Annotated in this window: 15 protein-coding genes; 10 read left to right on the plus strand and 5 right to left on the minus strand. The window is 58.4% G+C overall.

Going from position 1 to position 18024, the window contains the following annotated elements; genetic code table 11:
- The first annotated feature begins 105 nt into the window (after nucleotides 1–105).
- The 7 genes from ctaD to ACM561_RS04950 all read left to right on the plus strand — a co-directional run bounded on the left by ctaD (nucleotide 106) and on the right by ACM561_RS04950 (nucleotide 5739).
- Nucleotides 106–1731 carry a cytochrome c oxidase subunit I gene (gene ctaD / locus ACM561_RS04920; protein ID WP_079448471.1) on the plus strand — a complete coding sequence of 542 codons (1626 nt, stop codon included), beginning with the start codon at nucleotides 106–108 and terminating at the stop codon, nucleotides 1729–1731.
- A gap of 54 nt (nucleotides 1732–1785) precedes the next feature.
- Entirely contained in the window at nucleotides 1786–2724 is a 939-nt protein-coding gene (locus ACM561_RS04925; protein ID WP_425907442.1) for a heme o synthase, read from the plus strand.
- Nucleotides 2725–2739: 15 nt separating this feature from the next.
- Nucleotides 2740–2910 (plus strand): CoxF protein, encoded by a 171-nt coding sequence (locus tag ACM561_RS04930; protein WP_425907444.1) that lies wholly within the window; start codon nucleotides 2740–2742, stop codon nucleotides 2908–2910.
- A 6-nt stretch (nucleotides 2911–2916) separates the two neighbouring features.
- The gene (locus ACM561_RS04935) at nucleotides 2917–3567 is read left to right on the plus strand and encodes a cytochrome c oxidase assembly protein (RefSeq protein WP_425908492.1); all 651 of its coding nucleotides are present in this window, start codon (nucleotides 2917–2919) and stop codon (nucleotides 3565–3567) included.
- A gap of 95 nt (nucleotides 3568–3662) precedes the next feature.
- Nucleotides 3663–4517 carry a cytochrome c oxidase subunit 3 gene (locus tag ACM561_RS04940; protein ID WP_079448467.1) on the plus strand — a complete coding sequence of 285 codons (855 nt, stop codon included), beginning with the start codon at nucleotides 3663–3665 and terminating at the stop codon, nucleotides 4515–4517.
- A gap of 77 nt (nucleotides 4518–4594) precedes the next feature.
- Nucleotides 4595–4984: a DUF983 domain-containing protein gene (locus ACM561_RS04945; RefSeq protein ID WP_425908493.1), complete on the plus strand. Its 390-nt coding sequence runs from the start codon at nucleotides 4595–4597 to the stop codon at nucleotides 4982–4984.
- A complete protein-coding gene (locus tag ACM561_RS04950; RefSeq protein WP_425908495.1) occupies nucleotides 4981–5739 on the plus strand; it encodes an SURF1 family protein in 759 nt (252 codons plus the stop codon). Before ACM561_RS04945 ends, ACM561_RS04950 begins: the two co-directional genes overlap by 4 nt.
- Nucleotides 5740–6364: 625 nt before the next feature.
- On the opposite strand, the gene cyoD is transcribed toward ACM561_RS04950, so the two are convergent.
- The 5 genes from cyoD to ACM561_RS04975 form a co-directional block, all read right to left on the minus strand.
- Entirely contained in the window at nucleotides 6365–6643 is a 279-nt protein-coding gene (gene cyoD, locus ACM561_RS04955; RefSeq protein ID WP_425908497.1) for a cytochrome o ubiquinol oxidase subunit IV, read from the minus strand.
- 61 nt (nucleotides 6644–6704) lie between these two features.
- Nucleotides 6705–7319 (minus strand): cytochrome c oxidase subunit 3, encoded by a 615-nt coding sequence (locus ACM561_RS04960; protein ID WP_425908498.1) that lies wholly within the window; start codon nucleotides 7317–7319, stop codon nucleotides 6705–6707.
- Nucleotides 7316–9289, minus strand: a complete 1974-nt coding sequence (locus tag ACM561_RS04965) for a cbb3-type cytochrome c oxidase subunit I (RefSeq protein ID WP_425908500.1) — start codon at nucleotides 9287–9289, stop codon at nucleotides 7316–7318. Before ACM561_RS04965 ends, ACM561_RS04960 begins: the two co-directional genes overlap by 4 nt.
- Before the next feature lie 358 nt (nucleotides 9290–9647).
- Complete coding sequence (locus ACM561_RS04970) at nucleotides 9648–11069, minus strand: ArnT family glycosyltransferase (protein WP_425908502.1); 1422 nt, start codon at nucleotides 11067–11069, stop codon at nucleotides 9648–9650.
- 217 nt (nucleotides 11070–11286) lie between these two features.
- Entirely contained in the window at nucleotides 11287–12033 is a 747-nt protein-coding gene (locus tag ACM561_RS04975) for a hypothetical protein (protein WP_425908504.1), read from the minus strand.
- 658 nt (nucleotides 12034–12691) lie between these two features.
- Here ACM561_RS04975 and ACM561_RS04980 point away from each other — a divergent pair.
- From ACM561_RS04980 to ACM561_RS04990, 3 genes are read left to right on the plus strand one after another with little or no spacing between them, the layout of a single operon-like run.
- On the plus strand, nucleotides 12692–13672 hold the full coding sequence (locus tag ACM561_RS04980) for a c-type cytochrome (RefSeq protein WP_425908506.1): 981 nt from the start codon (nucleotides 12692–12694) through the stop codon (nucleotides 13670–13672).
- Nucleotides 13672–17316 (plus strand): nitrate reductase subunit alpha, encoded by a 3645-nt coding sequence (locus ACM561_RS04985; protein WP_425908508.1) that lies wholly within the window; start codon nucleotides 13672–13674, stop codon nucleotides 17314–17316. Before ACM561_RS04980 ends, ACM561_RS04985 begins: the two co-directional genes overlap by 1 nt.
- Nucleotides 17310–17984, plus strand: coding sequence for an FKBP-type peptidyl-prolyl cis-trans isomerase (locus ACM561_RS04990; protein ID WP_425908509.1), 675 nt, complete (start codon nucleotides 17310–17312; stop codon nucleotides 17982–17984). The genes ACM561_RS04985 and ACM561_RS04990 overlap by 7 nt, the downstream gene beginning before the upstream one ends.
- Nucleotides 17985–18024 lie beyond the last annotated feature (40 nt).

Here is an 18024-nt window from a genome sequence, read left to right on the forward strand (position 1 = left end):
TTGGGCGATTTCGACGGGGCGACAACCGCTAAAGGGACGTCGCCCCAAGGGACATCGCCAAGGTTCGTTCGAAGGACTTCAAGGGACGAAAGACAGGATTAGACAATGGCAACAACCGCAGCACATGCTCACGACCACGGCCATGACGATCATGGCGACCATGCGCACCACCCGACAGGGTGGCGGCGCTTTGCGTATTCGACCAATCACAAGGACATCGGGACTATGTACCTGGTGTTCGCCATCGTCGCGGGGATCATCGGCGGCCTGATGTCGATGGGCATCCGGGCGGAACTGATGTATCCCGGCGTGCAGGTTTTTGATCCTGCGCATACCTACAACGTCTTTGTGACCTCGCACGGCCTGATCATGATCTTCTTCATGGTGATGCCTGCGATGATCGGCGGCTTCGGCAACTGGTTCGTGCCGTTGATGATCGGGGCGCCCGACATGGCGTTTCCGCGCATGAACAACATCTCGTTCTGGCTGCTGCCAGCGGCGTTTGCGCTGTTGCTGACCTCCACGTTCGTGGAAGGTGAGCCGGGCGCGGCGGGCGCGGGCACGGGCTGGACGCTGTATGCGCCGCTGTCGACGAGCGGTCATCCCGGACCGTCGGTGGATTTCGTGATCCTCGCGGTGCATCTGGCCGGCGCCTCCTCGATTTTGGGCGCGATCAACTTCATCACCACGATCTTCAACATGCGCGCACCTGGCATGACCTTGCACAAGATGCCGCTGTTCGTCTGGTCGATCCTGGTGACGGTGTGGCTGCTCTTGCTGTCGCTGCCGGTTCTGGCGGGCGCGATCACCATGCTTTTGACCGACCGTAACTTCGGCACCACGTTCTTCGCTGCCGACGGCGGCGGTGATCCGGTGCTGTTCCAGCATCTGTTCTGGTTCTTCGGTCATCCCGAGGTGTACATCCTGATTCTGCCGGGCTTCGGCATGATCAGCCATGTGATCTCGACGTTCTCGAAGAAGCCGATCTTCGGCTATCTCGGCATGGCCTATGCGATGGTCGCGATCGGCGGCATCGGCTTCGTCGTGTGGGCGCACCACATGTACACGGTCGGCATGGTGTCGACGGCGCAGGCTTACTTCGTCGCCGCCACGATGGTGATCGCGGTGCCGACCGGCGTGAAGGTGTTCTCGTGGATCGCCACCATGTGGGGCGGCTCGATCGAGTTCAAGGCGCCGATGCTGTTTGCGATCGGCTTCATCTTCCTGTTCACGGTTGGCGGCGTGACCGGCGTGGTGCTGGCCAATGCGGGCGTCGACCGGGTGATGCAGGAGACCTACTACGTCATCGCGCACTTCCACTACGTGATGGGCATTGCCGCGGTGTTCTCGATCTTCGCGGGCTGGTACTACTGGTTCCCGAAGATCTCCGGCTACATGTACAACGAGACCATCGCCAAGCTGCACTTCTGGCTGATGTTCATCGGTGCCAACGTCCTGTTCTTCCCGCAGCACTTCCTCGGGCTGCAGGGCATGATGCGGCGCTCGGTCGACTATCCGGATGCGTTCGCGGGCTGGAACGAGATCTCGTCCTACGGTGCCTTTATCGCTGGGTTTGGCGCTGTGGTCTTCCTTTACGGCTTGGTCGACGCCTTCGCTCGCAAGGAGCAGGCGGCGGACAATCCGTGGGGCGAGGGTGCAACCACGCTGGAATGGACGCTGTCGTCACCGCCGCCGTTCCACCAGTTCTCCACCCTGCCGAAGGTGCAGTAATGTGATTGTGCGCGGCGCGCTCGACGCGCCGCGCACCCAACAAGCGGGTGTATCGTGTCGGTTGTTGATCAAAAAGCTGTTGAACTGCCGCCCCGGATCTCGGAGGCGAGTGTCGCCGATTACTTCGCGCTGCTGAAGCCACGGGTGATGTCGCTCGTGATCTTCACCGCGCTGGTCGGACTGATGATCGCGCCGGGCCATGTTCACCCGATCCTGGGCTTCATCTCGATCCTTTGCATCGCGGTCGGAGCCGGCGCCTCTGGCGCGCTGAACATGGCGCTGGAAGGTGATATCGACGTGCTGATGTCGCGCACGGCCAACCGGCCGATCCCGCGCGGCCGCATCACTCGCGGCGAGGCGATGGGGTTCGGCCTCACGCTGTCGTTCTTCTCGGTGATGACGCTCGGCGCTCTGGTCAACTGGTATGCCGGGGGCCTGCTCGCCTTCACGATCTTCTTTTATGTTGTGATCTACACGATGGGGCTGAAGCGGCGGACCGCGCAGAACATCGTGATTGGCGGCGCCGCCGGTGCGCTGCCGCCGGTGGTGGCGTGGGCGGCTGCGACGGGGTCGCTGTCGGTGGAGCCGCTGCTTCTGTTCCTGATCATCTTCTTCTGGACGCCGCCGCATTTTTGGGCGCTGGCGCTGTTCCGCAACGACGACTACACCCGCGCCGGCGTGCCGATGTTGCCGGTGGTTGCCGGTCCGGATGCGACCCGGCTGCAGATCCTGCTCTATACCATCGTGCTGGTGGCGGTCGCCGCCGCGCCCTGGCCGCTCGGCTACTTCGATTGGATTTATGGCGTCACTTCGCTGATCCTCGGCGCCGGCATGCTGGTGTTCGCGATCAATGTCTATCGCCATCGCACCGGCAGCACGGCGCTACGCGCCACACGGCGGTTGTTCGCCTTTTCGATCCTCTATCTGTTCGCGCTGTTTGCCGTTCTGCTGCTCGATGTGGTTGCGAAGGCCGTCGCGCCGTTGATCTGGTAGAGGGCGCATGGACCGATGGACAACGAAAACAAGCCGGACGGAGACGGGATCGTTCTCACCGAGGCCCAGAAGAAGCGCCGGCGCGAGCGGTCGATCGCGATCGCCTGGGCGCTTGGGCTCATGGTCCTGCTGTTTTTCGCGGTCACCTTCATCAAGGGGCCGGGCGTTCTCGTCCGTCCGATGTGATTTGAGATGACGGACGCGCCGCAGCACTCGCAGCAACCCGCTACCGCAGCCTCGGTCCGGCCGAAGGCGACGCCGCGCGTTGGCCACGACGTGAAGGTTGGCGCCGCCTGCGGCCTGGTGGTCGCCCTGATGGTCGGCGCCGCCTATGCGTCGGTGCCGTTCTACGACTGGTTCTGCCGCGTCACCGGCTTCAACGGAACGACGCAGGTGGCGGGGGAGGCCCCCCAGTCCAAGCCACTGGCGCGCACGGTGGCCGTACGCTTCGACTCCAACGTCTCCGGCGGGCTGCCCTGGAAGTTCGAGCCGGAACAGACCGAGATAAAGGTCCGGGTCGGCGAGGTCACCACCGTCCATTACACCATCACCAACGAGGTGGCGGCGACCACCATGGGGCAGGCGGCCTATAACGTCACGCCGCTGACAGTCGGATCCTATTTCACCAAGATCAACTGCTTCTGTTTCACCGAGCAAACCCTGGCGCCCGGTGAGAAGCGGGAGATGGCCGTTGTCTTCTATGTCGATCAGGCCTTCGCCGCCGACAGCGAGAACGACGGCGTCAATACCATCACCCTGTCCTATACCTTCTTTCCGGTGAAGAAGGCCGCGCCCAAGCCGGTGGCGGCCAACGAGCCGGACAGGCCAGGGGGAAGCATCTGAGCTTTGAGGGCCGACGCGTTTTGTTACCGACGCGTTTTGTTTTGAGATCAATAGGTGCCCAATACCGCCGGCACCGCTAACGGAGAGAGACCGCAATGGCTACGGCGCAAGTCAAGCACGATTACCACCTGGTCGACCCGAGTCCGTGGCCGATCGTAGGCGCGACCGCGGCTTTCATCATGGCCGTCGGCGCGATCCTGTGGATGCATCATCTGACCGCGGCCGCGCCGATCATTTTCGGCATCGGCCTGATCGGCGTGCTCTACACCATGGCGAGCTGGTGGGCGGATGTGATCCGCGAAGCCGAGCACAAGGGCGATCACACCCGCGTGGTGCAGATCAGCCATCGCTACGGCATGATCCTGTTCATCTGCTCCGAGGTGATGTTCTTCGTCGCCTGGTTCTGGGCCTTCTTCAACTCCGCGCTGTTCCCGGGCGATCCCGTGCATATGACGCGCGACGCGCTGTTCGGCGGTGTCTGGCCGCCCAAGGGCATCCAGACCTTCGATCCCTGGCACCTGCCGTTGCTCAACACCCTGATCCTTCTGACCTCGGGCACCACCGTGACCTGGGCGCACCATGCCCTGCTCAATGGCGACCGCAAGGGGTTGAAGTGGGGGTTGATCCTGACCATCGCGCTCGGCGCCGTCTTCACTTGCGTGCAGGCCTATGAGTATCATCACGCCGCCTTCAGCTTCGCCGGCAACGTCTACGGCGCCACCTTCTTCATGGCGACCGGCTTCCACGGCTTCCATGTGCTGGTCGGCACCATCTTCCTGATCGTCTGCCTGTTCCGCGCCAATGCGGGACACTTCACGCCCTCCCAGCACCTCGGCTTCGAATTCGCCGCCTGGTACTGGCATTTCGTCGACGTGGTGTGGCTGTTCCTGTTCGTCTGCATCTATGTCTGGGGCAACGGCGCCGCGGCCATGGCGCACGCCGCGCACTGACCGGGACCAGCCCGCTCAACACCATCAAGACAAGGGCGGCCGCCGGGCCGCCCTTTTCTCTTTCGGAAGAAACGCTGATGTCCAATCTCGCTCGACCGACATTGTCCCAGACCATCCTGCGCGGGCTCGCCTGCAAATGCCCGCGCTGCGGCAAGGGAAAACTCTTCTCCGGATTCCTGACCCTGCGGCCCTCCTGCGAGGCTTGCGAGCAGGATTATTCCTTCATCGACGCCGGCGACGGACCCGCCGTGTTCATCATCCTCATCGCGGGATTCATCGTCGTCGCCGCCGCACTCGTCGTCGAAGTCAAGTATCAGCCATCCCTCTGGATCCATGCAGCTCTCTGGATCCCGCTCGTCCTCGCTGTGACCCTGTGGCCCTTGCGCGCAATGAAATCGCTCCTGATCAGCCTCCAGTTCCATCACAAGGCTGCTGAGGGACGCGTAGTCCCTCGTAATCGTCCATGAAACCCTCCCGCCGTCGCGGTAGCAGCGCCGGTCTCGGCCTCGGCCTCGTTGCGCTGGTCATGGTCGTCGTGCTCGTCGGTCTTGGCGTCTGGCAGTTGCGGCGCGGGGCCGAAAAGCACACGCTGATAGCAGCGCTCACTGAGCGATTGACCACCGCGCCCATCGCTTTGTACCCGCCGGCAGACTGGGCGACATTATCGTCGGCCAGGGATGAATTTCGCCGGGTGAGTTTTTCGGCGACCTACGAAGCGCGACCCGACGCAATGGTTTACAGCTCCGGCTCGGCTGTGCGCCCGGATGTTGGGCTTGGCACGTGGGCATTTCTGCCCGCGCGACTGGCTGACGGGAGCGTAGTCGTTGTTAATACGGGCTTCGTGCAGAACACCACGCAGGATCGCAACCAGCAGGATCGTGCCGTGAAATCGTTGGTGACGGGACAGCCCGTGGTGATGACGGGTTATCTCCGCTTTCCGGAAGAAGCTGGCGCCCTGACTGCGTCTGCCAGTCGCGACAAGCGGCTGTGGTTCTCGCGCGACATAGGCGCGATGGCACAGGCTCTCGGTTGGGGAAACGTCGCGCCGTTTTACATCGACCTTGAGACGCCGGCGCCTGCGAGCGGCGTTCCGAAGCCTGGCCCGCTCGATGTGCATTTGAAAGATGATCACCTTCAATACGCCATCACCTGGTTCGGTCTCGCGGCAGCTGTGTTTTTCACTTTCGGCTTTTGGTGGCGCAGCCAGCACCGCTCGACTTAGCTCGCAATTTCTCCCCGAATCGCCACGGATGCCTTACCGTTCATGTGTCGTCGGCGTGATGATCTCTGCAAACATCTCGGTGATGTGCTGGACCGATTCGGATCGCTTCGGCGGCTTTTGACCGACGCAACTGATTGTTTTGGTAGGAGAGTTGCGAGTTCTTGTGGAATTTGTTGAGCGATGTCGGCTCGCCCAAACCGCAAGCGCGGTCGATAAAGCGTCTCGGGCTCCAACAGTAAGCGTTTCAATGCGTATCGACCAATGCGTATCGACCTCGGGTGTCTCCCCATTAGCAGACACGATGTCGCTTCGTTCCGTCGCCGGCTCTGCGTTTCAAAACGTGCTGCCCGCATGCCCTTCCAAGTGGGGCTACCCGGAAGGGCTTGTTCAACCATGTCGGAGCTACAGGTCAGCAAGAGGAGCGGCTGTGATCCGAATGTTGTCCTAACTGACCGACACTCGACAACACCGAGGGCCAGGGTTCGAGCGCTGGCAAGCTGGCCAATACCCTTCGATTCTTGACCCTGTCTGTGTATCGCTGGTGATCGCGGATGCAATCAGGGTGGCCGCGCTCCGATCGCCGTCAGTTTTGCGGGTCTTTAAGATATCGCGGTGGCACCACCGACTACGCAGTGCGGGAACCGATCAACATGATCCAAATCGTACCGCCGACTAGGACAAAGAGCACGATAGCGGCGAAGCAGAGCGCGATCAGTTTGTCTTGCGACGATGATTTCAAGTCGAGATGCAGGAAGTACCGCAAGTGGACAACGACCTGCGCAACCGCAGCGATGGCGATGACGACCAAAGTTTGTGTCGGAGGCAACGTGCGGGTGGCGACGAAGCCGAATGGAATCGCGGTCAGCATCGACGCTAGAACGACGCCGACGAGGTACGATCTCATCGAGACACCCCCCGCGACGTAAACGCTTGACCTTTCGGACGATTGCGGCGCTGCTGCCATGCTAGAGAAGCCTGGGCAGGTAAATGAATGAGAAGATGTTGATCCAGACGATAACGAGGAAATGCCAGAACAGGCCCAGGCGGTAGAGGCGCGAGGCGGCGATGGGGGTGAGTCCGCGCAATGCGATTTCGCATCCCAGCAAGACAATCCAAACCAGGCCGAAGCTGACGTGGGCTCCGTGGGTGCCGATCAAGGCGAAAAAACCAGAAAGAAAGCCACTTTGCCACGGGCCGGCATTGGCGATGGCCATGCCATAAAGCTCCGAGATCTCCATGACGACGAAGCTGAGCCCGAAAATAAAGGTCATCCCCAGCCAGACGATCGCGCGCCTGCGTTGCCCGGCTGATATCGCAACGCTGGCGAAGCCGAAGGTCGCACTGCTCGCCAGCAGGAGCATGGTTTCCGCGAAGATGCGGGGAAGCAGGAATAACGTGTGGGTCGATCCGTCTGCGGTATTTCGCGCCATCGCAACAAAGATCGCGAACAGCAGCGCGAAGATAATCGCATCACTCATTAGCCAGAGCCAGAAGCCGTAGGTCTTCTCCGCGATAGCGCGTTGGGCTGATTCGGCATTGGTTTCATCGCCATGATCGGCGGTGATGACGGCATCTGTCACGTCCGCGCCTCACGTCCGAGTGCAGGCGAGACGCCGCGCCGGCTTTCGATCGCCTCGACTTCGCTCGCGGGGATACGTTGGCCGGCATGATCATGGAACGTCTGCGAGAGTACCACGGCAAAAATGCCTAGCCCGCCAGCGGCGGCCAGCCACCAGATTTGCCAGATCATTGCAAAGGCGAACACGAACGACATCGCGCCAAGCATGATTCCCGCGGTGCTCTTGCCGGGCATGATGATGTCATGAAAGCGCGCGGACCTGTGGTCCAAAGTTCCCGCCTGCTTCAGAGTCCACCACGGATCGATGCCCTCCACGTGCGGCACAGCGGCGAAGTTGTAGGTCGCTGGCGGGGAGGCGGTCGCCCATTCGAGTGTCCGGCCGTTCCATGGATCGTCGCTTGAGGCAGCAAGCGCTTTGCGGTCACGAATGCTGACGCCGATCTGGATGGCCAGGAAGGCGACGCCGCATACGATGAAGATGACGCCGGCCTGGGCGACGATAAGATATGGCTGCCAATCGGCGACGTCGCTGCGATTGAGGCGCTGCGGCATTCCCATAAAGCCGAGAATGTACAGCGGCATGAAGGCCAGACAGAAGCCGACGATCCAGCACCAGAAGGCCCGTCTGCCCCACTTTTCCTCGAGACGAAAGCCGAACGCCTTTGGGAACCAGTATTGATAGCCAGCGAAATAGCCGAACAACGCGCCGGGGATCAGCAGGTTGTGGAAATGCGCCACTCGGAACGTGGTGTCGTGGATGCTAGGCGGTATCACCGCGAACAAAAAGCCCGTGATACCGCCTACGAGGAACGTGACGATAAACCCGAGCGTAAAAAGCATCGGCACCGAGAATTTTACCTGGCCGCGATAGATCGTGAGCGACCAGCAGACGATTGTCGTGATAGTGGGCACGGCAATGAGCGGAGCCGCGCGGCCAAAGAAGGCGTTCACGTCGGCGCCAGAGCCGATTGTATAGAAATGGTGCAGCCAGACGACTAACGACAGTCCGGTGATGGCGATGATGGAATAGACAAGCGGCGCATAGCCGAACAATCGCCTTCCCGAGAATGTTGCCACCACTTCCGAATAGATGCCGCAAGCCGGCAAAATCAGGATGTAGACGTGTGGATGTCCCCAGATCCAGAACAGGCTGACATAGTTCGCGACGCCGTCGCTGCCAGCGAAAAATTGCGTGCCGAGATGACGATCGAGACCAAGCAGCGCAGCGGCAACAATCAGGGATGGATAGGCAAAGATGATCAGTATGCTGGTGCATAGCGCCGTCCAGGTGAACAGCGGCATCATCATCAATCGCATCCCTGGCGCGCGCCGTTTGACGATCGTGACGAGAAAACTGATTCCCGCCAGTATTGAGCCGACGCTGCTGAGCAAGACTGCCCAGATCCAGTAATCGACGCCGACGTCCGGACTGAACTGCATTCCCGATTGGGGCGGGTACGCGGTCCAATAGGCGGTGGAGAACCTGCCGACGACGAGCGAGATCATCACCAATGTCGCGCCGGATACTGTCAGCCACAGGCCCGCCGAATTCATGAACGGAAACGCCACCCGGCGCGCACCGATTTGTTGCGGAATAACAATGCTGAACAGACCAAGCACAAACGGCATCGCCACGAAGAACATCATGATGGTGGCATGGGACGTGAAGATCTGATTGAAATGGTCCGGCGGCAGATAGCCGTGCGGTTCGAATGCAAATGCTTGCTGGGTGCGTATCATCAGTGCGTCAACGACGCCGCGCACCAACATGATCAGCGCCAGAATCACGTACATGATGCCGATCTTCTTGTGATCGAGGCTCGTCAGCCATTCAGACCACAGAAAGCGCCATCGACCGAGCCGCGTGATGATTGCGATCACGCCCAGTGCGCCGCACACGACGGTCAGCGCTCCTGCCATGGCGACGCCGCTATAAAACGGCAGGGCGTCAATCGTCAGCTTACCGAGCATATCAATTGGTCTTCGGACAGGGAGAGGCTGCCGCGGTCCGTGACAAAATCAGACGGTGCATACTCAAGTCTTTCGAGAGTACTGAGTAGGGCCACGAGGTCAATTGAAATCGCAGGGGGGGATCGCTGGGTTGACCGCAGTAGCTATACAAGGCTTTGAAAATACTGATGAATTATCATCATGTCGTTGTTTGTCTGCGCTGGAGGTCGAAAGCAGGTTGCGCCTACGCCCCGCCGTCCGTCTGACAACGGATGGTAGCCGACGAAGGTCCGAATTTGGGCAGACGTGACTGCCGCCGCGGACAGTGTGTCGGACCAGAGACTGACATGATCGCAACCGCTCGTGAAATCTGCATGGTTCATCCTGGAGGGATGATCTCGACGATGTTGTAGCGAGTTTTACCGGAGACGACATTACCCTTTTCGACAAACTGCAACTCAGGCCTCATCTGAAGCACGGCGCGCTGATGCTCGGGACGTAAAACTGCGATGGCCGAGGTGGTCAGTTTAGCCAGATCGTCTAACGCGACTGCGCTTATTGGTTCTCTCACGTAAACCAGCATGTTGTGATCAGTCGAATCTCCGCTTGCTATGTAGAGAGGTCGCTCCTGAAGGGCGGCAGCGATCGCCTGGCCCGCCAGACGGCTCTCCTGAAAGAGGTGCGGAGCGATGGGCATCACCATCCAGCCTCTAACCAGCAGCCCGCCAAAAATCATACAGGTCACGACCAGTGCAGACACGATGACCCTGGGATGGCTGTGGCGCCAGTTCTCAAACATCAGCCCACAAATCACTGCTAACGTCATGGTTCCTGGCATCGCATAGCGTGCAGCCACTTTGCCCGGCCAGACCAGGAGAACGAGGGTGCAAGCGACAGAGTAAAGGACCGCGGCAAGCAGCAGGTCATGCTGAGTATTATCTCGCCATCTGCGGACGGCGATCATGATTGCAGGGCCTATCAGGATGGAGCCCGGCAGGAACTCAACAGCCAGGCTCTTGGCAAAATCCACATGTCCGAGAATCGTCGTCAGGCCGGTAGTCGTCTGCGTCAGACGCGAATGGGCTTCCCAGGTACCGACATCACCTGGCTTATAAACGAGGCCATACCAGGCCCCAATGACTAATCCGGCACCGATGTTCGCCGCGACAAATGCTGGAATCTGATCGCGCTGCTTCAAAACGATGTAAGCGCCAACGCCAAGAGTGAAATAAGCAACTTCCTGCGGCCCCTTCGTCAGGCCGGCAAGTGCGATCAACATACTGATACAGAGCCATCGTCCGGTGGTTAGTCCCTCATCACGAGTTCCCTGCCACCACACGTAAAACGCGCCGAACAGCAAGACCGAGAGAACGATGTCAGGTTCGGCATTGATGAATTTTGGCGCGACAACGGGCATGCTGATCCAGCAAAGTGCGCCGAAAATCGCGGCACTCTTGCCAGCAACAGATCTGAGCAAACTGTAGATCAGCAACGCCCCGGCGAGGAAGAAGCAAAGGTGGGGGATGCGCAGCGACCATAGCGTGACGCCGTCAGTTGTTTCGCCAAAGAGTGCAGCTATCCAGGATAATAAAACCGGTCGCTCCGCGAACCGTTCGCCGTAGACGAAGGGGGTCAGCCCATGACCTGCTTCCAAGGCCCCGCGTGCGATGGCGATAATGCGTCCTTCCTCAAGGTTGGCAGCGCGGATAACCGTGGCAGGCACAGCCTGGACCAGGAAGAAGCAGACAATCCACAGGATCGGCCATCGCGACCTGTCCAAACCCGAGAAACCGGAGAGCATCCGTTCTCCAGGTGCAAAAGCGATGTCCCGTAACCGCCCGAAGGCTGAGCGCCGGCTTGCCTGATCCACGTGCACTTGTGTTTCTATGGAACCCACGTTTGCGCCAAATCATACGCGCGATCGGCGCATTCATGCCTGTCGGAAGACACCGGTAAAGCGGGCTCGATCTGGAACGATCCCTTCACGAGCGCATCAAAGTTGGTACGATCTCGTCAAGCTAGTCATCTTGCGCGCCCTCCAGGTCTTTCACCTTGAGTCCGTGCTCGATGAAAAAACGGTATTGCCTGGAGTTTTCCTCGTAGAACGGTTTGTCTTCCACCGGCCCATAAAGCTCGAACGCGTAGTTATAGAACTCTCCGGATGGAGACTCTTCTTTAACGGAGGCCATCTCCAAAATGACTCCAAAAGACGGCGCTCGAAGGACTTTCAATTGATCGATCAGCTTGGTCGCCGCCTTCTCGGACGTTCGCTGCAAATTCACCACCGCGGGCGGCCAATTTTGGTGATCCGGAAACGAACATACGACCGAATACAAGCGCGTGGCTGCAGGCGGTGAATTGGGATCGTTCGGATTATAGCTGCCCCGTTTATTCAGACCCGATGCCGTCACCGTGCGGCCAGTTCTCCACGTGACTTCATCGCCACTTTTGAGCTTGACCGTAAATTCAGCATCGGCGGGAGTCCAATGTTTGCTATCGTCCGCACGCGCAAGAATTCCGCCGCCGGCTTCCCGCGGACGCCATAAAATGAAGCACCAGTTGATAAAAACCGGGCAGATGCGAATGGACGATCCGATGCTGCGGCCCAGCAGGCTGTGCCAGAACTCGCCTTCTTTTGCGTTCTCGGCTTGGGCAAGTTCGGGCGATGAAGCCTGAAGCAGCTTCAGTCGCGGCACTTCCACGTTGCCAAGACTGCCAAGACCCGGATGGTCCTGCAGGAACGCGGGCAAGCGCGACTTAGCCATGATAATCTCCTAGGTCGTGGGGAGGGACATTCCGACGCATGATCGAGGATTCCGTGCCGGGCTTCAATGTAATTCAGACTGAATACGGATTGCTGGACAGTCGTCGCAGTGAGGTCGGACTTGGGTGACCTTGGTGCTTGGGCTGCCTTTAACGAACGGTCTTCGTCTCGTCACGACAATCAGGTACCGGGAAGCTGGTTCATGCTTCGGCCACCGTCCCCACGGGCCGCGACAAAATGAACCTGTGTGCAAGCGGTTGAGCGCTGGAGCAAACAGCTTCTTACGAGATCGCTGACAACCGCCAGCCTGCTTGCCGAATATTGAGTCTGGCGCCTCTCCTCGTAGGAGGTTTGTTCATTATATCTGTTCATTGTAGATGGGCTTGCTAGCTGAAGAGGAAGCGTAATCTGAGGGTGCACTGCGTCATTGAATCGGAAAAAAGATAGTTGGTCGCGTTCTCCAACACTGCTTCCGTAGGACGAAAAAAATGCTCATTTTGAGGATCAACGCCCTTGCGCTTTCTAACGATTCTAGTCTAGCATAAACCTACCGTCGCCGATCATGTGGGTCTGAGAACGACGGGTCACGAGCGGGAAACGTCTGTTATCTAACAAAACTTAATGCCCGCCCGATCATATGGATCTGAGGACGAGGGATCATGAGCAAAAAGCCCCTAGCGTCGTGGCGATTTATGCCCGTTGTTGCGCTAGCTACGACAGCCATATGGGCAGCGTTGCCGACAGTGGCTAACGCAGCCGATGCAGCGGCCGGTAAGAAATTATTCGACGATAAGACATGCAGTGCATGTCACAGCATAGGCGGGGGGGATCTTGTCGGTCCCGACCTGAAAGACGTTACGAAAAAGCGTCCTGCCGAATGGCTGCATGAGTGGATCTCTAAGCCGGACGCGATGATCGCTAAGAAAGATCCGGTCGCGGTCGAGCTGCTCGCTAAATATAACGGCATGGAGATGCCCAATCTGGGGTTGTCAACTGCTGAGGTCGACAACATCATTGCTTTCCTGGAGACGGGTGGAGGTGGAGGATCCTCAGCTGCTGCGGCACCGGCCCTCAAGGGTGATGCCGAAAAGGGCAAGGATCTGTTCACCGGTAATGATCGCTTCGCTAATGGCGGTCCCCCTTGTATGGCGTGTCACAGCACCGGCGGCCTTGGAGCTTTCGGCGGTGGAGCGCTTGCTCCTGATTTGACCACTGTGGCAAAGCGACTTGGTGGAGCTAGCGGACTGTCGTCCTGGCTGGCTGGTCTGCCTACACCTACCATGAAAGCAGTTTGGACGAAGCAACCGCCGACTCCGCAGGAGCGGGCAGACGTTGCTGCCTTCCTTGCTCAGGAAGGGTTGGCCGTACGTACGGCTTCGGCAATCTGGCAGCTGGCGGGGTTGACTGGCTTGGGTGCTGTGATTCTGTTGTTGATTGCTGGTTTCAGATGGCGGAATCGCCTGAAGTTTGGTGTACGGCGGCCGATGATGGCTACGCCTACGACCGGACGAAGCACGGGTCCCTACCACGGCGGTTGGTTTACGGGTATGTACTCCGACGGTTGGATCGGAAGGTTTAAGGGAACTGACGGTAATAGTAATAGGCCTCGCGGCCGGACGAACGCACCGAGGAGACACTGATGAGCTGGATACTTGACCTCGTTAATCCCCGGGAGCGCAAGTGGGAAGAGTTTTACCGCAACCGTTGGTCTCATGATAACGTCTTCCGCAGTACGCATGGCGTTAACTGTACCGGTGGCTGCTCTTGGGCGATCTACGTCAAAGACGGAATCATCACCTGGGAAATGCAGCAGACTGACTATCCGCTTCTAGAGCGCAGTCTGCCGCCCTACGAGCCGCGTGGATGCCAGCGTGGTATCTCTGCGTCCTGGTATGTCTACAGCCCGATCCGGGTGAAGTACCCATATATCCGCGGTCCGCTTTACGACCTTTGGAAAGAAGCCAAGGCGTCGCATCCTGATCCGGTGCAGGCTTGGGCCTCCCTGGTTGGAGACGAACAAAAGCGGCTTCGCATTCAGAAGGCGCGCGGCAAGGGTGGCTTCCGCCGTGCCAAGTGGGTGGAGCTGGTCGAGCTGATTGCTGCGGCTGCCCTATATACGGCCCGTAAGTGGGGTCCGGATAGGGTGATGGGTTTCTCGCCCATTCCGGCCATGTCGATGTTGTCGTATGCTGCGGGATCGCGCTTCCTTCAGCTTTTCGGCGGCGTAAACATGAGCTTTTACGACTGGTATGCCGACTTGCCGACGTCGTTCCCGGAGATTTGGGGCGATCAGACCGACGTGTGCGAAAGCGCAGACTGGTACAACAGTAAGTTCATTGTTTCGATGGCTGCGAACATGAACATGACGCGTACCCCTGACGTGCACTTCATTGCAGAGGCGCGGACCGAGGGTACCAAATTTGTGGTTCTCTCGCCGGACTTCAGTCAGATCGCTAAGTATTGCGACGAGTGGATTCCGCTTCAGGCGGGTCAGGATACTGCTCTTTGGATGGCTGCTAATCACGTTATCCTCAAGGAGTACTATATCGACCGTCAGGTTCCGTACTTCATCGATTATGTGAAGCGCTACACTGACCTTCCGTTCCTTGTCGAACTGGAGCCCAATGGGAACACGTACAAGACGGGCCGGTTGTTGCGCGCTAAGCGTGTTGCGCGCTATCAGGACGTCGAGAACGGCGACTGGAAGATGCTGGTGCTTGATGCCGGCACCGGTGAGCCTCGTGCGTTCAAGGGTCAGGTCGGTGACCGTTGGGGTTCTACGCATGGTAAGTGGAATCTGTCTGCTGAAGACACGTTGGATAACAGTCCGATCGATCCGATTTTGAGCTTTATCGATCAATCCGATGGTGTGGTGCAGGTTGGGTTTGACGATTTCGTGAACGGTAGCGTTGTTTCGCGCGGCGTTCCGGTTAAGCGCATCGCTACGGACAAGGGCGAAGTACTCGTTGCGACCGGCTTTGACATCATGATGTCTCAGTTCGGCCATAGCCGTGGTCTGGAAGGCTCGTTTGCAACCAGCTACGACGATGAGGATGCGCCTTATACGCCAGCTTGGCAGGAGCGTCACACCGGCATCGGCCGTGAGACGGCGATAAGGTTTGCGCGGGAGTTTGCGACTAACGCAGAGCTCACGAACGGCAAGTCCATGGTTATCGTGGGTGCCAGCGCCAATCACTGGTACTACAATAACCTCTGTTACCGATCTGCGACAGTCGCCTTGATCCTGTGTGGTTGCTGCGGTGTCAACGGTGGCGGTATCAACCACTACGTTGGTCAAGAAAAACTTGCTCCCGTTGCGCCCTGGAATACGATTGCGATGGCGCTCGACTGGACCAAGCCGCCGCGGGTCGTGCAGTCGTCGACTTGGCACTATGCTCATAGCTGTCAGTGGCGTTACGAGCAGGAGTTTACGGAGTACGGCTTGACTGCGCCGAATCCGCGATGGGCTAAGGGTCATGCGATAGACCTGGAGGCGAAGTCGGTACGTTCTGGCTGGATGCCATTCACGCCGCACTTCAACCGTAACCCAATCGAATTGGCAGCTGAAGCCGAGCGTGCGGGTGCGAAGAGCACGGAGGATATCGTCACACACGTCGTCGATCAGGTCGCCAGTAAGAAGGTGAACTTCGCGATCGATGATCCGGATGCTGACGAGAGTTGGCCTCGGATGTGGTTCATCTGGCGCGGTAACGCGATCCAGTCGAGCGCTAAAGGTCACGAGTTCTTCTTGCGGCATTATCTCGGAGCTCACGATAACTCGATTGCCGAGGACCGTGCTAAGGGCAAAACGCATACGGTGAAGTACCGTGACGTGGCGCCACGCGGAAAGTACGATTTGGTTGTCGATCTTAACTTCCGTATGAACACGACGTCACTTTATTCTGACATCGTGCTTCCGACTGCCTTCTGGTATGAGAAGAACGACCTTAATACGACGGACTTGCACTCGTTCTTGCACGTACTCGGGCAAGCGGTTCCGCCGGTGTGGGAGTCGAAGACGGACTGGGAGATCTTCAAGCTGATCTCTAAAAAGGTCAGTGAATTGGCTCCGCTGGCGTTCTCGAAGCCGGTTAAGGACGTGGTTGTTCAGCCGCTCATGCACGATACGCCTGATGAGCTGGCTCAGCCGGAGATTCTCGACTGGGCTGAAGGTGAGTGCAAGCCGGTGCCCGGCAAGTCATTCCCGCACGTACGAGTGGTCGAGCGAGATTACGCGAACTTGTATAACAAGTTCATTTCGTTTGGTCCGAAGGCTCGCGAGGATGGTGTGTCTGCGGTCGGTGTGAACATTCCGATCAAGAAGCAGTACGACCAGATGCTTGATAATCCTGTCATGCCGATGCCGGATGCGAGGCATATGCGGTGTGTGGAATGGGGTGGCAAGCGGTATCCAAGTCTGGAAGATGTGCTTGACGCATGCAACACCTTGTTGATGTGTGCGCCAGAAGCAAACGGCGAGGTATGCTATCAGGGCTTCCATAACGAGGAGCATCATGTTGGCCTACCGCTTGTCGATATTGCGGAGCCCACTAGGGGCGTCTCGTCGACCTTCTACGATCTGACGCGTCAGCCGAGACGAATTCTTACGAGCCCCTGCTGGACGGGTATGACGAACGATGGTCGTGCGTATTCCGCCTGGTGTATGAACGTCGAGCGTTTGGTGCCTTGGCGTACGCTGACTGGTCGGCAGTCGTTGTACCTCGACCACCAGTGGTACCTTGACTTCGGTGAGCATATTCCGACGTACAAGCCGCGGCTTAATCCGCGCAAGACCGGTGATATTGTTAAGAGTCGGGTTGATGATCGTTCATTGGTTCTGAACTACATCACACCGCATGGTAAGTGGAATATTCACTCTACTTACAAAGACAATCATCGCATGCTGATGCTATCTCGTGGCATGGATCCGGTGTGGATCAATGATAGAGATGCAGAGAAGGTCGGTATTGAGGATAACGACTGGGTCGAGGTCTACAACGACAACGGTGTGGTCGTAACGCGCGCCAACGTGAGTCGCCGAATTCAACCGGGTACTTGCATGTACTACCACGCAGTCGAGCGTACGGTGTACATTCCTAAGTCGCAGGAACGCAAGTGGCGGGGCGGTGGACACAACAGTCTGACGCGTACTCGTATCAACCCATTGTTCTTGGCCGGTGGATATGCTCAGTTTACATACGGCTTTAACTACTGGGGACCGACTGGTATCTTCACACGCGACACCCATGTCGTCGTGCGTAAGATGGAGAAGTTGGAATGGTAGGCGATATCGCGACGCATGATCACGATCATGAATCGGCTCCGGCGCATTTCGGTGCGCCTGAGCGGGTTAGCGTCGGGAAATACGTGACCATTAACTACACTCTGCGGACTAACGGTCAGATTCGTCACATTCGGTCAGCTGTGTGGGGCGATGAGCCGTTGGAATATCAGCACGGGAGTGGACGTCTGCTGCCTGCCCTTGAGCGTGCGCTCGAGGGTAAGGCTGCGGGCGAACGGTTTGAAGTGACGTTGCCGCCTGAAGAGGCTTATGGAGAACGCGACAAGGCGTTGCAGCAACGAGTGCCGGCTGAAACGTTTGGCGGTGTAGATCAAATTGAGCCGGGAATGTGTTTTCTTGCGCACAGCGACGACGAGCGTCGAGTTGAAAATGTGATCGTTACCGAGGTCGATGAGGATAACGGGTATGTAGTAGTTGATACGAATCACCCGCTTGCCGGTATGACGCTCGAGTTTGAGGGTAGCATCGTGACAGTACGCGACACTCCAACTCCAGCAGGACACCAGCATATCGATCCGACAATAGCGAGCATGGGTGATGGACTTGCGTTGGCTGCTGCGCAAGCGACGGTGGATTCACGTCGCAAGCGAGGCGATCAATCGTCAAAACCACCTGCGCCCGACACTGTCGATGAGAACGGCAACAGATAAGTGCGCAACGACAATCGAAAAATGAAGTCATAAGAACGAG

The organism is Nitrobacter sp. TKz-YC02 (assembly GCF_049852135.1).
Taxonomy (GTDB): Bacteria; Pseudomonadota; Alphaproteobacteria; order Rhizobiales; family Xanthobacteraceae; genus Nitrobacter; species Nitrobacter vulgaris.

What these genes read in the sequence shown, in the direction of transcription:
- ctaD (WP_079448471.1), top strand. Translation starts at nt 106, where the DNA reads ATGGCAACAACCGCAGCACATGCTCACGACCACGGCCATGACGATCAT.
- ACM561_RS04930 (WP_425907444.1), top strand. Translation starts at nt 2,740, where the DNA reads ATGGACAACGAAAACAAGCCGGACGGAGACGGGATCGTTCTCACCGAG.
- ACM561_RS04935 (WP_425908492.1), top strand. Translation starts at nt 2,917, where the DNA reads ATGACGGACGCGCCGCAGCACTCGCAGCAACCCGCTACCGCAGCCTCG.
- ACM561_RS04940 (WP_079448467.1), top strand. Translation starts at nt 3,663, where the DNA reads ATGGCTACGGCGCAAGTCAAGCACGATTACCACCTGGTCGACCCGAGT.
- ACM561_RS04945 (WP_425908493.1), top strand. Translation starts at nt 4,595, where the DNA reads ATGTCCAATCTCGCTCGACCGACATTGTCCCAGACCATCCTGCGCGGG.
- ACM561_RS04950 (WP_425908495.1), top strand. Translation starts at nt 4,981, where the DNA reads ATGAAACCCTCCCGCCGTCGCGGTAGCAGCGCCGGTCTCGGCCTCGGC.
- cyoD (WP_425908497.1), bottom strand. Translation starts at nt 6,643, where the DNA reads ATGAGATCGTACCTCGTCGGCGTCGTTCTAGCGTCGATGCTGACCGCG.
- ACM561_RS04965 (WP_425908500.1), bottom strand. Translation starts at nt 9,289, where the DNA reads ATGCTCGGTAAGCTGACGATTGACGCCCTGCCGTTTTATAGCGGCGTC.
- ACM561_RS04970 (WP_425908502.1), bottom strand. Translation starts at nt 11,069, where the DNA reads ATGCTCTCCGGTTTCTCGGGTTTGGACAGGTCGCGATGGCCGATCCTG.
- ACM561_RS04975 (WP_425908504.1), bottom strand. Translation starts at nt 12,033, where the DNA reads ATGGCTAAGTCGCGCTTGCCCGCGTTCCTGCAGGACCATCCGGGTCTT.
- ACM561_RS04980 (WP_425908506.1), top strand. Translation starts at nt 12,692, where the DNA reads ATGAGCAAAAAGCCCCTAGCGTCGTGGCGATTTATGCCCGTTGTTGCG.
- ACM561_RS04985 (WP_425908508.1), top strand. Translation starts at nt 13,672, where the DNA reads ATGAGCTGGATACTTGACCTCGTTAATCCCCGGGAGCGCAAGTGGGAA.
- ACM561_RS04990 (WP_425908509.1), top strand. Translation starts at nt 17,310, where the DNA reads ATGGTAGGCGATATCGCGACGCATGATCACGATCATGAATCGGCTCCG.